Origin of the sequence: Streptomyces sp. ASQP_92 (assembly GCF_025399895.1) — a bacterium.
In the GTDB taxonomy this organism is placed as follows: domain Bacteria; phylum Actinomycetota; class Actinomycetes; order Streptomycetales; family Streptomycetaceae; genus Streptomyces.
The window spans coordinates 1,107,877-1,122,224 of sequence record NZ_JAODUA010000001.1 but is presented as its reverse complement, the minus strand read 5'-3'; the positions used below and the strand labels follow the sequence as shown (position 1 = coordinate 1,122,224).

The window sequence follows — 14,348 nt, the reverse complement described above, 5'->3', positions numbered from 1 at the left end:
GCCAGTTACGCGCGTACGGCGATTCCGTCCAGGACCATCGAGAGGTACTGGCGGGCGATCTCCTCCGGGCTGTGCCGGCCGCCCGGCCGGTACCAGGACGCGGCGACCCACACCGTGTCCCGTACGAAGCGGTAGGTGAGGCGGATGTCCAGGTCGGCGCGGAAGGCGCCGGAGACGACGCCGCGCTCCAGCGTCCCCAGCCACGCCTTCTCGAACTTCTGCTGGGAGTCCGTCAGGTAGTGGAAGCGGGGCAGCGCGGCCAGGTGCTTGGACTCCTTCTGGTAGATCGCGACGGCGGCGCGGTGCCGGTCGATCTCCCGGAAGGACTCGGTGACGAGGGCCTCGATCGTCTCGCGGGGGCCGAGGCCCGCGGCGAGCACGGCGTCGTACCCCTGCCACAGCTCGTCCAGGAAGGCCGAGAGGATCTCGTCCAGCATCGATTCCTTGGAGTCGAAGTGGTAGTAGAGGCTGCCCGCGAGCAGACCGGCCTCGTCGGCGATCCTGCGGACGGTGGTGGCGTTGTAGCCGTGGGCGGCGAACACCTCGGCCGCCGTGGCGAGGAGTTCGCGCCGCCGCTCGGGCGAGGCGGTCACCTGGGTCTTCTTCTTGTTCGTCGGCACCCGGCCATTGTGCTGCCCCTAGGGGTGCTGGCTGCTGACGGAGACGACCTCGCCGGTCAGATACGAGGAGTAGCCGCTGGCCAGGAACACGATGACGTTGGCGACCTCCCAGGGTTCGGCGTACCGCCCGAACGCCTCGCGGGCGGTGAGTTCTTCGAGCAGTTCGGCGGAAGTGACCTTCGCCAGGTGCGGGTGCATGGCGAGGCTGGGGGCGACCGCGTTGACCCGTACTCCGAAGGCGGCGGCCTCGATCGCGGCGCACCGGGTGAGCGCCATGACGCCGGCCTTGGCGGCGGCGTAGTGGCTCTGGCCGGCCTGGGCGCGCCAGCCGACGACGGAGGCGTTGTTGACGACGACGCCCCGGCGGCCGCTCTCCTTGAAGGCGCGCAGGGCCGCGCGGGTGCAGCGGAAGGTGCCGCCCAAGGTGACGTCGAGGACCTTCGACCAGGCGTCGTCGGTCATGTCGACGAGGGAGCAGGTGCCGCCGAGGCCCGCGTTGTTGACGACGATGTCGAGTCCGCCGTGTTCGTGGGTGGCGAGCGCGAAGAGGGCCTGGACCTGCTGTTCGTCGGTCACGTCGCACGGCAGGGAGGCGACCTGGTGCGCCCCGAACTCGGCGGCGAGCGCCTGCTCGGTCTCTTTGAGGCGGCGGGCGTGGGCGTCGCCGATGACGACGCGGGCGCCCTCTTCGAGGAGTCTGCGGGCGGTGGCCCCGCCGATCCCGGCTCCGGCCGCGGCGGTGACGACGGCGGTGCGGCCGTCGAGGAGGCCGTGGCCCGGCACGTACTGAGCCTTGTTGTCCGTCACGGCGCCACGTTAACCTACCAAACACTTGTTAGGGAAGGATGGTGCTCCGCCCCCATGGACCTGGATCCCACGCCCGATCAGCAGGCCTTCCGGGCCGAGGCGCGCGACTGGCTCGCGGCCCACGTCCCCTCCACTCCCCTTCCCTCCCTAGAGACCGCGGCCGGTTTCGCGGCCCACCGGGAGTGGGAGGCCCGCCTGTTCGCGGACCGCTGGTCGGTGGTGTCGTGGCCCGGGGAGTACGGAGGCCGGGGCGTCGACATCTTCGGGTGGCTGGTCTTCGAGGAGGAGTACTACGCGGCGGGCGGACCCGGACGCGTCTCGCAGAACGGCATCAACCTCCTCGCGCCCACCCTGTTCGACCACGGCACCGTCGAGCAGCGGGCCCGGATCCTGCCGGACATGGCGAGCGGCGCGACGATCTGGGCGCAGGCCTGGTCCGAGCCGGAGGCCGGTTCCGATCTCGCGGCCCTGCGCTCCCAAGCCGTGCGCACCGAGGGGGGCTGGCTGCTGTCGGGGCAGAAGACCTGGTCCTCGCGGGCCGCGTTCGCCGACCGCGCCTTCGGCATCTTCCGCACCGACCCGGACGCGGCCAGGCCCCACCAGGGTCTGACGTATCTGATGTTCGACCTCCGGGCGCCCGGGGTGACGGTGCGCCCCATCGGCCGCCTCGACGGCAAGCCCGCCTTCGCCGAGCTCTTCCTCGACCACGTCTTCGTGCCCGACCGGGATGTCATCGGGGAGGTGGGCGCGGGCTGGCGGATCGCCATGTCGACGACCGGCAACGAGCGCGGTCTGATGCTGCGATCCCCGGGCCGCTTCCTCGCCTCGGCCGCGCGCCTGGTGGAGCTGTGGCGCACCGCGGGCGACCCTGCGGACACCGCGCTGCGCGACCGGGTCGCGGACGCGGTGATCGGGGCGCGCGCCTACCAGCTCTTCACCTGCGCGAACGCCGCGCGCTTCGCCGCCGGCGAGAGCATCGGCGCGGAGTCCAGTCTCAACAAGGTGTTCTGGTCGCAGTACGACATCGCCCTGCACGAGTGCGCGCTCGATCTGCTCGGCCCCTACGGCGAGCTGTCCGACGAGGCCGATGAGGCGCCCGCGCACGGGAGTTGGGCCGAGAGCCATCTCTTCGCGCTGGCGGGTCCGATCTACGCCGGGACCAACGAGATCCAGCGCGACATCATCGCCGAGCGCCTGCTCGGCCTCCCGAAGGGACGCCGATGAGGTTCCTGCTCACCGCGCAGCAGCGCGACTTCGCGCGCTCCCTGGACGCGATGCTCACCGCCGCCGACACTCCCGCGGCGGTACGGGCCTGGAGCGCGGGGGACGCGGGGCCCGGGCGCGCCCTGTGGTCGCGTATCGCCGAGGCGGGGGTGTTCGCGCTCGCGGCGCCCGAGGAGTACGAAGGGCTCGGCCCGCTGCCCGCCGAACTGGCCCTCGCTTGCGTGGAGTTGGGGCGCCATGGCGCGCCGGGCCCGTTCGTGGAGACGGTGGCGGCCGCCGCCCTGCTGTCCCGGCTCGCGGAGCTGGGCCAGGAGGGCCCGGCCAAGCGGCTGCTGCCCTCGATCGTCTCGGGCGCCTGCGCGGCGAGCGTGCTGTTCCCGGGGGCGAGTCCCTACGCGCTCGACGCGGACGCGGCGGACGCGGTCCTTGTCGTGCGCGGCCAGGAGCTGCGGCTCGCCCCGGGTCATGGTCCCGTCCAGCGCTCGGCCGATCCGGCACGGCGCCTGTCCCGGCCGCTGGACGGCGGTGAACTCCTGGCCTCGGGGCCCGAGTTGACCCACGCGCTCGCCCACGCCACGGTCCTGGCGCGGCTCGCGGCGGCCGGTCAGTGCCTCGGGATCGCCGAGGCCCTGCTGCACCGGACCGTGGCGTACGTCTCGCAGCGCACGCAGTTCGGGGTGCCCATCGGCTCCTTCCAGGCGGTCAAGCACCGGCTCGCGGACACGCTGGTCGCGGTGGAGTTCGCCCGGCCGCTGCTGTACGGAGCGGCGCTCACCCTCGCGCCGGGCGATGTGGCCGCCGCGAAGGTGACGGCCGGGGAGGCCGCGTACGCCGCCGCCCGCACCGCGCTGCAACTGCACGGCGCGACCGGCTACACCGAGGAGCTCGACCTGTCGCTGTGGCTGCGCAAGGCGCGCCCGCTCAGGGACGCCTGGGGGACGCCGGGCGAGTGCCGGGCACAGGTGCTGGCGGGCTGAGCGCAGGGCGCCGTCCACGGGCAGGCGCCGGCGGGGTTCGGCGGCCCGGGGCTGTCAGTGGAGCTGGCCCGTGGGGCGGACCACCACCTGGTTCACCTCGACGCCGGCCGGCTGCGCCAGCGCCCAGACGACGGCCTCGGCCACCTGGCCGGGGGTCATCGAGGGGCCGTCGGGGACGACGCCCGTGGGGTGGCTGGACCAGAACGGGCTGTCCACCCGGCCCGGGGCGACGAGGGTGACCCCGACACCGGAGCCGGTGACGAGCACCCGGGTGTTCTCGGCGAGCGAGGTCAGGGCGCTCTTGCTGACCGAGTACATGTTGCCCGGGGTGTTCTTGATCCCCGCCGTGCTGCCCACCATCACGACGCGTCCCCCGCTCGCGGTGAGCGCGGGCAGCGCCGCCTTCACCAGGACGGCGGGGCCGAGCACATTGACCAGCAGCATCTCGCGCCAGTGGTCGGGGTCTCCGTCGGCCAGGTTGTCGTGGGTGGAGAACCCGGCGTTGGCGACGACGTGGTCGAGCCGCCCGAACGTCTTGACCGTCGCCTCGACCGCCGCGCCGATCGACGCCAGATCGGTGGTGTCGGCGGCGATCGCCAACACCCGGTCCCCCGCGCCGAGTTGGCTGGTGAAGGCGTCCAGCTTCGCCTGGTCGCGGCCGGTGACGGTGACCCGGTGGCCCGCGTCCAGGAGCCGTTGGACGGTCGCCGCGCCGATGCCGCTCGCCCCGCCGGTGACAAGAGTGACCGCGCCGTTGTCGTGCTCGCTGTTCATGAACTCCCCTGGATTCTCGAACGCGTCGAATGACCAGGTGACTCTAGCTTTCGGCGGCCCGGGCGTCCCGGGCGCCGCGGCTCCAGAAGGCCCCGGCGCCCGGCGCTCTCCGTCCGCCGGTGCGGCCTACCGCGTCGGCAGGGTGACGACGGCCGCGTGGCCCTCGGCCCCTACCGCCACCGCCCCCACCCCGGCGTGCACCGCGTCGTAGCGGCCCAGGCGTACGCCGCCGGCCCGGGCGGGGGCGTCCAGGGCGACGACCAGGGCGGGTCCCGCGATGGTGACATCGCCCCGCACCACGGCGACCGAGGGGGCGGGGTGGCCCCGGCGGAACATCACGTTGAAGTTGACGACGGGACCGGCAAGGAGCCGGCAGTCGGTGGGGGCGTCGCCCGGGAAGCGCTGCGGCACGAACTTCTCGTCCACCAGGCGCCGTTGGCCGCCCACGGTGAGGTCCATCCCGGCGCCCTCGACGACGGTGAGGATCCGGTCCACTCCGGGAAACCCGGAGAACGGGCCGTCCGCTCCGACGTCCGCGAGGCTGACCCGCCAGACGAAGTCCGCGGTCCCGGCGCCCTCGGGGTGGGCGGCGATGCTCCGGGTCACCCCGCCGCCGTTGCGCCACGGCACGGCCTCACGCGCGGCGGCCCGCAGGACTCTCACCGTACGATCCCTTGCGCCCGGGCCGCGCGCAGCCACAGGGGGAACTCGCCGAGCAGCCGGTCGTAGAGCTGCGCGTCGGTCACCTTGCGGGGGTCGGTGCCCGCGGCGAAGAAACCGGCGTTGTCGACACACCGGCGCTCGGGGACGGCCAACTCGTCCAGTCTCCGCAGGAAGTCGAACTGGTGGCTCCGGGGGTTGCCGAACCCGATGAACTGCCAGAACATCGGCAGGGTGGCCGCCTTGCAGACGTAGCGCTCGGCCGCGAGCCTGCTGCTGGGGCCGCCGTCCGTCTGGAAGACGACCAGGGCGGGGGCGCTCGCGCCGCTCTGGAGGTAGTGGTCGATGACGGCGTCCATCGCCACGTGGTAGTTGGTGCGGCCCATGTGGCCGAGGTTGGCCACGATCCGCTCGATACGGCCCTGATGGTTCTCCAGGGCGATCTCCGTCTCGGCGTCGATGTCGGTGGAGAAGAACACCACCGGCACGCGACCGTCGTCGTCGAGGTGGGCGGACAGGCCGAGCACCCGGTCGGCGAGCGCCTGCACGCTGCCGTCCCTGAAGTACGGGCGCATCGAGCCGGAGTAGTCGACGACGAGGTAGACCGCGGCGCTCTCGTCGTCGAGCCCGTGTCTCTCCAGGGAGGCGGCGGCGCTCTTGTAGAGGGAGACGAGTGCGGGGGCGCTCTCCTCCACCTTCTGGAGGGACAGTGCGGACATGCGCCTGGTCTCCGTTCGCTCGCCGTCCGACGGGTCGGGAGTGCCGAGGGTACGCCACCTCAGGGCCGCCAACGAGCCCTGCCCCCAAGGGCCGAGCGGCCGTTGGGGGCGGGGGGCACCTGGGTCAGCGGCCGGCGTCGGCCAGTTTCAGACCCAGGCCCACGAAGGCCGCGGCGAAGGTCCGGCGCATCCAGGCCAGCACCTTGGGGCGGGAGATGATGTGGTCGCGTACGCCCGCCGCGAAGGCGCCGTAGATCACGAAGACGACGAACGTCATGGCCATGAAGACGGCCGAGAGTTCCAGCATGGGCATGAGCGAGTGGCCGCTGTCGGCCGGGACGAACTGGGGCAGGAACGCCAGGAAGAACATGGACAGCTTCGGGTTGAGGAAGTTGATCAGAATGGCCGTCCAGGTGACCTGCGCCGACGATCGCCGCTGCGGCTCGTCCCCACCCCGCACGTCGAGTCTCATGGCGCCCTTCTCCCGCAGGGTCGCCCAGGCGAGGTAGAGCAGATAGCCGACGCCGGCCCACTTGAAGCTCGCGAAGGCCACGGCGCTGGTGTGCAGGACGGCGGCGAGGCCCGCGATCGCGGCGGCCAGATGCGGGACGATCCCGAGGGTGCAGCCGAAGGCCGCCACCACCGACATGCGAAACCCGCGCGTCAGGCCGGTACCGACGGTGTACACCGCGCCGGTGCCCGGCGCGACGACGATGATGAACGCGGTGATCAGGAACTCAACACCCATGAGATGACGCTCCCTTGATGGATGGTCAGGACGGTTCGACACCTGTCGGCACCACTCTGCCATCCGGGGCTCTCAGGGCGCCTCGCTCTGCTCCTGGAAGGACGGCAGGGCGAAGATGCGTTCCTTGGCGGGGTCGTCCATCAACTCGACCAGGGGCAGCACCGGTTCCCACAGGTTCTGCCGGTCGACCTCGCGGGCCAGCGCGTCCAGGTCCTGGTCCGAGAGCGAGCCCGCCGCGTCCGCCACGACCTTGCGGGACGGCTCCGGCAGCAGTTCCACCAGTGGCAGGAACTCCGCCCACAGCGCCGTCGCCACCACCGCCGGGACGATCCCGGTGAGGATCGCGGGGTCGGTGAGGGAGGGCAGCACGGCGACGGCCCTGCGGTCCTCCTCACCCAGCAGGGCGACCAGCGGCAGCAGCGCCTCCCACAGATCCTGCTCGGCGACCGTGCGCACCAGGGTGTCGAGCCGGTCCTCGGGCAGGCGCGCGGCGAGCGCGGCGATCTTGGCGCGCTGCTCCTCGGTCACCATCCCGGCGACCGCGAGGGCCTCGGGCCACAGTCCGTCGGCGGCCGAGGCGATGACCCGGGCCAGCCGGCCCTCGCCCATCAACTCCACGATGGCGCCCAGGCGTTGGGGCTGGTCCACGGCGAAGCCGGTGCGCAGCACCACCGCGTCGTCGACCTGCGGCAGGATGCGGGTCAGTGCCGAGTCGCGCAGATGGCCGACGAAGCGGCCCATCGTGAGGTGGTCGCCGCGTTCGGCGAGGGCGACCGAGATCCGTATGAGCAGGTTCTCGTCGAGGCGGTCGACGATGCCCTCGATGCGCCGGGGGTCGAGGTGTGCGCAGGACGCGGCGGTGAAGGCGACGGGCAGCTTGTCGATGATGTCGGCGGCCCGTGCCGGTTCCAGGCGGCCCGCGACGGCGGCGGCGAGGCGCGGGCCGAGGGCCTTCTGCGAGATGGCGGCGGCGACCCCGGCCGGGACGAGCTTGGTGGCCCTGGCGATGCGGTCGAGCATGTCGGGCATGTGGTCGAACAGGGCGGCCACGGCTTGTTCGCGCAGGGTGCGCAGGTCGTCGGTGGGCAGCTCGGCGAGGAAGGCGAGGCGTTCGGGACGCTCGTCGAGGAGGGCGGCGAGCTTGTCGATCTCGGCGCGGTTGCGCAGTGCGTCGCGGGTGTCCATGGCGGTGACCGGCCTCACTTGAAGAGGATGCGGCGGACGGGTCCCCGGGCGAGGGCGGGCACGAGCCCCAGGGCGGCTTCGGCGGCCTCTTCGAGGCCGGCCGCGCGGTGCGCGCGCTCGGTGCCCAACGCGCTGGCCAGCAGGGTGAGTTGATCGCTCGTCAGGTGGGCGAGGCTGTCCGGTGGTGTGGCCCCCAGCTCCGTACTGACCCGCGACAGCGCTTCGTTGCTCATGGGACCTCCCGGTGGCGGACGGCGGCTCGCCCCGAGCGTGAAGCGTTATTGACTATTAGTCAATACATCGGGCGGCCCCCGGCCGCACACGCCGCGGCGCCCGCCCAGTCGTCCGGTCGGGGACAGTGGGGCGGGCGCCGGTCAGTTCCGCACGTCGTTGTGCGGGACGATGAGGGGTCAGACCGTCAGGGCACGGTCCGTGGGGCGGATCGGGGCGGGCAGGTCGCTCGCGCCGGTCAGATAGCGGTCTACACCGCGGGCCGCGGAACGGCCTTCGGCGATCGCCCAGACGATCAGGGACTGGCCGCGGCCGGCGTCACCGGCGACGAAGACGCCGTCGACGTTGGTCGCGAAGTCCGCGTCGCGGGCCACGTTGCCGCGTGCGTCCAGTTCGAGACCGAACTGCTGGACCAGGCCGTTGGCCTGGTCGGTGCCGGTGAAGCCCATGGCCAGGGTGACGAGCTGGGCGGGAATGGACCGCTCGGTGCCGGGCTTGGGGGTCAGCTTGCCGTCGATGAACTCGACCTCGGTGAGGTGCAGCGACTGCACGTTGCCGTCCTCGTCGCCCTCGAAGTGGGTGGTCGAGACGGAGTAGACCCGCTCGCCGCCCTCCTCGTGCGCGGAGGTCACCTTGTAGAGCATGGGGAACGTCGGCCAGGGCTGGCCGGGGTTCCGCTCGTCGCCCGGCCTCGGCATGATCTCCAGCTGGGTGACGGAGGCCGCGCCCTGGCGGTGGGCGGTGCCCACGCAGTCCGCGCCGGTGTCGCCGCCGCCGATGACCACGACGTGCTTGCCCTCGGCGGTGATGGGGGGCGCCACGAAGTCGCCCTCCTGCACCTTGTTGGCGAGCGGCAGGTACTCCATCGCGAAGTGGATGCCGTTCAGCTCGCGGCCCGGGACCGGCAGGTCGCGCGAGACCGTGGCGCCGGCCGCGATGACGACCGCGTCGTAGCGCTTGCGCAGCTTGGCGGCGTCGATGTCGCGGCCGATCTCGACCTCGGTGCGGAACTTGGTGCCCTCCGCGCGCATCTGCTCGATGCGGCGGTTGATGTGCACCTTCTCCATCTTGAACTCGGGGATGCCGTAGCGCAGCAGACCGCCGATGCGGTCGGCACGCTCGTACACGGCGACCGTGTGGCCGGCCCGGGTGAGCTGCTGGGCGGCGGCCAGGCCCGCCGGGCCCGAGCCGATGACCGCGACGGTCTTGCCGGACAGGCGCTCGGGCGCCTGGGGCCTGACGTCGCCCGTGTCCCACGCCTTGTCGATGATGGAGACTTCGACGTTCTTGATGGTGACGGCGGGCTGGTTGATGCCGAGCACACACGCCGACTCGCAGGGGGCCGGGCACAGCCGCCCGGTGAACTCCGGGAAGTTGTTGGTGGCGTGCAGGCGCTCGGAGGCGGCCTGCCAGTCCTCGCGGTAGGCGTAGTCGTTCCACTCGGGGATCAGGTTCCCCAGCGGACAGCCGTTGTGGCAGAACGGGATGCCGCAGTCCATGCAGCGCCCGGCCTGCTTGCTGATGATCGGCAGCAGCGAACCGGGAACGTAGACCTCGTTCCAGTCCTTGAGGCGCTCGCCCACCGGGCGGGTCTTGGCGACCTCGCGGCCGGTGGTCAGGAAGCCCTTGGGGTCAGCCATTGGTCGCCGCCTCCATCATCTTCTCGGTGGTCTCCTGCTCGGAGAGACCGGCGAGCTCAGCGGCGTCCTTGGCGGCGAGCACTGCCTTGTACGTGGTCGGGATGATCTTGCTGAAGCGGTCCACGTCGACGGACCAGTCGGCGAGCAGCTTCTCGGCGACCGTCGAGCCGGTCTCCTCGAAGTGGCGGCGCACGACGTCGTGCAGCCACTGCTTGTCGGTGTCGCTCAGGGCCTCGATGGCGTTCAGGTTCCCGGAGTTGACGTTGTCCCGGTCGAGGTCGATGACGTAGGCGATGCCACCCGACATGCCGGCCGCGAAGTTGCGCCCGGTCTCGCCGAGGACGACCGCGTGGCCGCCGGTCATGTACTCGCAGCCGTGGTCGCCCACGCCCTCCGAGACCACGAGGGCGCCCGAGTTGCGGACGCAGAAGCGCTCGCCGGTGCGGCCGCGCAGGAACAGCTCGCCGCCGGTCGCGCCGTAGGCGATGGTGTTGCCCGCGATCGTCGAGTACTCGGCGAGGTGGTCGGCGCCCCGGTCCGGGCGGACGATGACGCGGCCGCCGGAGAGGCCCTTGCCCACGTAGTCGTTGGCGTCGCCCTCCAGGCGCAGGGTCACCCCGCTCGGCAGGAACGCGCCGAAGGACTGGCCGGCCGAGCCGGTGAAGGTGATGTCGATGGTGTCGTCGGGCAGGCCCGCACCGCCGAACTTCCGCGTCACCTCGTGGCCGAGCATGGTGCCCACGGTCCGGTTGATGTTGCGGATCGCGATCTGCGCGCGGACCGGCTGGGCGGCCTCGGCGCTGTCGGCCTCCAGGGCGTCGGCGGCGAGCTTGATGAGCTCGTTGTCCAGCGCCTTCTCCAGGCCGTGGTCCTGCTCGATCACCGCGTGGCGCACGGCGCCCTCGGGCAGCTCGGGCACGTAGAACAGCGGCGCGAGGTCCAGGCCCTGGGCCTTCCAGTGCGTCACGGCCCGGTCGGTGTCGAGGAGTTCGGCGTGGCCGACGGCCTCCTCGATGGTGCGGAAGCCGAGCTCGGCGAGGATCTCGCGGACCTCTTCGGCGATGAACTCGAAGAAGTTCACGACGAATTCGGGCTTGCCGGAGAACCGGTCGCGCAGGACCGGGTTCTGGGTGGCGATGCCGACCGGGCAGGTGTCCAGGTGGCAGACGCGCATCATGACGCAGCCGGAGACGACGAGCGGCGCGGTCGCGAAACCGAACTCCTCGGCGCCGAGCAGCGCGGCGATGATCACGTCGCGGCCGGTCTTGAGCTGGCCGTCGGTCTGCACCACGATGCGGTCGCGCAGGCCGTTGAGCAGCAGCGTCTGCTGGGTCTCGGCGAGGCCGAGCTCCCAGGGGCCGCCCGCGTGCTTGAGCGAGGTGAGCGGCGAGGCACCCGTACCGCCGTCGTGGCCGGAGATCAGGACGACGTCCGCGTGCGCCTTGGAGACACCGGCCGCCACGGTTCCGACGCCGACCTCGGACACGAGCTTCACATGGATGCGCGCGGCCGGGTTGGCGTTCTTGAGGTCGTGGATCAGCTGAGCCAGGTCCTCGATGGAGTAGATGTCGTGGTGCGGCGGCGGCGAGATCAGACCGACACCCGGGGTGGAGTGCCGGGTCTTGGCGACCCACGGGTAGACCTTGTGGCCGGGCAGCTGGCCGCCCTCGCCAGGCTTGGCGCCCTGCGCCATCTTGATCTGGATGTCGTCCGCGTTGACCAGGTACTCGCTGGTCACGCCGAAGCGTCCGGAGGCGACCTGCTTGATCGAGGAGCGGCGCGCCGGGTCGTACAGGCGGTCCGCGTCCTCGCCGCCCTCACCCGTGTTGGACTTGCCGCCCAGCTGGTTCATGGCGATGGCGAGGGTCTCGTGGGCCTCGCGGGAGATCGAGCCGTACGACATGGCGCCGGTCGAGAACCGCTTGACGATCTCACTGACCGGCTCGACCTCGTCGACGGAGATCGACGGGCGGTCGCCCTTGAAGCCGAACAGGCCGCGCAGCGTCATGAGCCGCTCGGACTGCTCGTTCACGCGGCCGGTGTACTGCTTGAAGATGTCGTACCGCTTGGTGCGGGTGGCGTGCTGGAGGCGGAAGACCGTCTCCGGGTCGAACAGGTGCGGCTCGCCCTCGCGGCGCCACTGGTACTCGCCGCCGATGTCCAGGGCGCGGTGCGCCGAGGGGACGCCGGAGGCGGGGTACGCCTTGGCGTGCCGGGCGGCGACCTCCTTGGCGATGATGTCGAGGCCCGCGCCGCCGATCTTGCTGGCGGTGCCGATGAAGTACTTCTGCACGAAGGCCTCTTCGAGGCCGACGGCCTCGAAGACCTGGGCGCCCCGGTAGGAGGCGACCGTCGAGATGCCCATCTTGGACATGACCTTCAGGACGCCCTTGCCGAGCGCGTGGATCAGGTTGCGGATGGCCTGCTCGGGCTCCAGACCCTCGATGAAGGTGCCGGCCCGGACCAGGTCCTCGACGGACTCCATCGCGAGGTAGGGGTTGACCGCCGCGGCTCCGTAGCCGATGAGCAGCGCGACGTGGTGCACCTCGCGGACGTCACCGGCCTCGACGAGCAGACCCACCTGGGTGCGCTGCTTGGTGCGGATGAGGTGGTGGTGGACGGCGGCGGTGAGCAGCAGCGAGGGGATCGGCGCGTGCTCGGCGTCGGAGTGCCGGTCGGAGAGCACGATCAGGCGGGTGCCGCCCTCGATCGCGGCGTCCGTCTCCTTGCAGATGGCCTCGATGCGGGCGGCCAGCGCGTCGCCGCCGCCGGAGACCCGGTAGAGGCCGGAGAGCGTCGCGGCCTTCATGCCCGGCATGTCGCCGTCCGCGTTGATGTGTATCAGCTTCGCCAGCTCGTCGTTGTCGATGACCGGGAAGGGCAGCGTGACGCTGCGACACGAGGCGGCGGTCGGCTCCAGGAGGTTGCCCTGGGGGCCGAGCGTGGAGCGCAGGCTGGTGACGAGTTCTTCCCGGATCGCGTCGAGCGGCGGGTTGGTGACCTGCGCGAAGAGCTGCGTGAAGTAGTCGAAGAGCAGCCGGGGGCGGGCGGAGAGCGCGGCGATCGGCGAGTCGGTGCCCATGGAGCCGAGCGGCTCACCGGCGGTGCGGGCCATCGGCGCGAGGATGACGCGGAGCTCTTCCTCGGTGTAGCCGAAGGTCTGCTGGCGGCGGGTGACCGAGGCGTGGGTGTGCACGATGTGCTCCCGCTCGGGCAGGTCCTCCAGCTCGATCTCGCCGGCTTCCAGCCAGTCCTGGTACGGGTTCTCGGCGGCGAGGGACGCCTTGATCTCGTCGTCCTCGATGATGCGGTGCTCGGCGGTGTCGACGAGGAACATCCGGCCCGGCTGGAGGCGGCCCTTGCGGACGACCTTCGCGGGGTCGATGTCGAGCACGCCGACCTCGGAGGACAGCACCACGAGGCCGTCGTCGGTCACCCAGTAGCGGCCCGGGCGCAGCCCGTTGCGGTCGAGGACCGCGCCGACCTGGACGCCGTCGGTGAAGGTGATGCAGGCCGGTCCGTCCCAGGGCTCCATCATCGTGGCGTGGAACTGGTAGAAGGCGCGGCGGGCCGGGTCCATCGACTCGTGGTTCTCCCACGCCTCGGGGACCATCATCAGGACCGAGTGCGGCAGCGAGCGCCCGCCGAGGTGGAGGAGCTCCAGCACCTCGTCGAAGGAGGCGGAGTCGGAGGCGTCCGGGGTGCAGACGGGGAAGATCCGGTCGATCTTGCCGGCGCCGGAGTTGAACAGGTTCGACGCGAGCTGGGACTCGCGGGCCACCATCCAGTTGCGGTTGCCCTTGACCGTGTTGATCTCGCCGTTGTGCGCGACGAAGCGGTACGGGTGGGCCAGCGGCCAGCTGGGGAAGGTGTTGGTGGAGAACCGCGAGTGCACGAGGGCGACGGCGGTGGCGCAGCGGCGGTCGGAGAGGTCCGGGAAGAACGGCTCCAGCTGGCCGGTGGTCAGCATGCCCTTGTAGACGATGGTCCGGGCGGAGAGCGACGGGAAGTAGACACCGGCCTCCCGCTCGGCGCGCTTGCGCAGCACGAAGGCCTTGCGGTCGAGCGCGATGCCGGACGTGACGCCGTCGCTCACGAAGAGCTGGCGGAAGGCGGGCATGGTGGCGCGGGCGCCGTTGCCGAGCAGTTCGGGGGTGACGGGGACCTCACGCCACCCGAGGACCGTGAGGCCCTCCTCGCCGGCGATCGTCTCGATGGCCGAGACGGCCTCGGCGGTCTCCTCCAGCGGCAGGAAGGCGATACCGACGGCGTACGAGCCCGCCTCGGGCAGCTCGAAATCCGTGACCTCGCGCAGGAACGCGTCCGGGACCTGGAGCAGGATGCCGGCGCCGTCGCCGGAGTCCGGCTCGGAGCCGGTGGCCCCGCGGTGTTCCAGATTGCGCAGTACGGTCAGGGCCTGCTCGACCAGCTCATGGCTGGCAACCCCGGTGAGGGTGGCCACGAACCCGACGCCACAGGCGTCGTGCTCGTTACGGGGGTCGTACATCCCCTGCTGGGCGGGGCGACCGTCCATGGGCGACCAGGCGTCGGAACGCATCGGCTCTCCCGTCGTCGTCGTGGCATGTGCTTGCCGAGGGACGACGTTGGCCCTCTGCGAAATTTGGTGCAGGTTACATGATGGAACGTATCTCGGGAACCGGATAGTGCATTCCAGCATGCGGACACCCGGCTGCGGGCTTCATTGCCCACGGGGGCGCACAGGAGTGCGGTTCTCGGGTGTGTACGGCCTATGCCCGGCCGTT

Annotated in this window: 12 protein-coding genes; 2 read left to right on the top strand and 10 right to left on the bottom strand. The window is 71.5% G+C overall.

Annotation, left to right across the window (positions count from 1 at the left end):
- Window positions 1–5 precede the first annotated feature (5 nt).
- Together N4G70_RS04915 and N4G70_RS04910 are read right to left on the bottom strand one after the other, a co-directional pair.
- Complete coding sequence (locus N4G70_RS04915; RefSeq protein WP_261711115.1) at window positions 6–620, bottom strand: TetR/AcrR family transcriptional regulator; 615 nt, start codon at window positions 618–620, stop codon at window positions 6–8.
- An 18-nt stretch (window positions 621–638) separates the two neighbouring features.
- Entirely contained in the window at window positions 639–1,427 is a 789-nt protein-coding gene (locus N4G70_RS04910) for an SDR family oxidoreductase (protein WP_261711114.1), read from the bottom strand.
- Window positions 1,428–1,481: 54 nt separating this feature from the next.
- Here N4G70_RS04910 and N4G70_RS04905 point away from each other — a divergent pair, with 54 nt between their 5' ends.
- Together N4G70_RS04905 and N4G70_RS04900 are read left to right on the top strand one after the other, a co-directional pair.
- Window positions 1,482–2,651: an acyl-CoA dehydrogenase family protein gene (locus tag N4G70_RS04905; protein ID WP_261711113.1), complete on the top strand. Its 1,170-nt coding sequence runs from the start codon at window positions 1,482–1,484 to the stop codon at window positions 2,649–2,651.
- Window positions 2,648–3,628 carry an acyl-CoA dehydrogenase family protein gene (locus N4G70_RS04900; RefSeq protein ID WP_261711112.1) on the top strand — a complete coding sequence of 327 codons (981 nt, stop codon included), beginning with the start codon at window positions 2,648–2,650 and terminating at the stop codon, window positions 3,626–3,628. Before N4G70_RS04905 ends, N4G70_RS04900 begins: the two co-directional genes overlap by 4 nt.
- Before the next feature lie 54 nt (window positions 3,629–3,682).
- On the opposite strand, the gene N4G70_RS04895 is transcribed toward N4G70_RS04900, so the two are convergent.
- From N4G70_RS04895 to gltB, 8 genes are all read right to left on the bottom strand, one after another.
- Window positions 3,683–4,402, bottom strand: a complete 720-nt coding sequence (locus tag N4G70_RS04895) for an SDR family oxidoreductase (protein WP_261711111.1) — start codon at window positions 4,400–4,402, stop codon at window positions 3,683–3,685.
- Between the two features lie 126 nt (window positions 4,403–4,528).
- The gene (locus N4G70_RS04890) at window positions 4,529–5,065 is read right to left on the bottom strand and encodes a HutD family protein (RefSeq protein WP_261711110.1); all 537 of its coding nucleotides are present in this window, start codon (window positions 5,063–5,065) and stop codon (window positions 4,529–4,531) included.
- Window positions 5,062–5,781, bottom strand: a complete 720-nt coding sequence (locus tag N4G70_RS04885; RefSeq protein WP_261711109.1) for a VWA domain-containing protein — start codon at window positions 5,779–5,781, stop codon at window positions 5,062–5,064. The genes N4G70_RS04890 and N4G70_RS04885 overlap by 4 nt, the downstream gene beginning before the upstream one ends.
- A 124-nt stretch (window positions 5,782–5,905) precedes the next feature.
- The gene (locus N4G70_RS04880; RefSeq protein WP_261711108.1) at window positions 5,906–6,529 is read right to left on the bottom strand and encodes a LysE family translocator; all 624 of its coding nucleotides are present in this window, start codon (window positions 6,527–6,529) and stop codon (window positions 5,906–5,908) included.
- Window positions 6,530–6,601: 72 nt separating this feature from the next.
- Window positions 6,602–7,732 (bottom strand): hypothetical protein, encoded by a 1,131-nt coding sequence (locus N4G70_RS04875; protein WP_261711107.1) that lies wholly within the window; start codon window positions 7,730–7,732, stop codon window positions 6,602–6,604.
- The gene (locus N4G70_RS04870) at window positions 7,729–7,947 is read right to left on the bottom strand and encodes a hypothetical protein (RefSeq protein ID WP_261711106.1); all 219 of its coding nucleotides are present in this window, start codon (window positions 7,945–7,947) and stop codon (window positions 7,729–7,731) included. Before N4G70_RS04870 ends, N4G70_RS04875 begins: the two co-directional genes overlap by 4 nt.
- Window positions 7,948–8,124: 177 nt before the next feature.
- The gene (locus tag N4G70_RS04865; RefSeq protein ID WP_261711105.1) at window positions 8,125–9,585 is read right to left on the bottom strand and encodes a glutamate synthase subunit beta; all 1,461 of its coding nucleotides are present in this window, start codon (window positions 9,583–9,585) and stop codon (window positions 8,125–8,127) included.
- A complete protein-coding gene (gltB, locus tag N4G70_RS04860) occupies window positions 9,578–14,143 on the bottom strand; it encodes a glutamate synthase large subunit (RefSeq protein WP_261711104.1) in 4,566 nt (1,521 codons plus the stop codon). The genes N4G70_RS04865 and gltB overlap by 8 nt, the downstream gene beginning before the upstream one ends.
- Window positions 14,144–14,348: the final 205 nt, after the last annotated feature.

Excerpts from the sequence above, each read along its gene's own strand:
- N4G70_RS04880 (WP_261711108.1), bottom strand. The coding sequence starts at position 6,529 with ATGGGTGTTGAGTTCCTGATCACCGCGTTCATCATCGTCGTCGCGCCG.
- N4G70_RS04885 (WP_261711109.1), bottom strand. The coding sequence starts at position 5,781 with ATGTCCGCACTGTCCCTCCAGAAGGTGGAGGAGAGCGCCCCCGCACTC.
- N4G70_RS04905 (WP_261711113.1), top strand. The coding sequence starts at position 1,482 with ATGGACCTGGATCCCACGCCCGATCAGCAGGCCTTCCGGGCCGAGGCG.
- gltB (WP_261711104.1), bottom strand. The coding sequence starts at position 14,143 with ATGCGTTCCGACGCCTGGTCGCCCATGGACGGTCGCCCCGCCCAGCAG.
- N4G70_RS04895 (WP_261711111.1), bottom strand. The coding sequence starts at position 4,402 with ATGAACAGCGAGCACGACAACGGCGCGGTCACTCTTGTCACCGGCGGG.
- N4G70_RS04870 (WP_261711106.1), bottom strand. The coding sequence starts at position 7,947 with ATGAGCAACGAAGCGCTGTCGCGGGTCAGTACGGAGCTGGGGGCCACA.
- N4G70_RS04900 (WP_261711112.1), top strand. The coding sequence starts at position 2,648 with ATGAGGTTCCTGCTCACCGCGCAGCAGCGCGACTTCGCGCGCTCCCTG.
- N4G70_RS04865 (WP_261711105.1), bottom strand. The coding sequence starts at position 9,585 with ATGGCTGACCCCAAGGGCTTCCTGACCACCGGCCGCGAGGTCGCCAAG.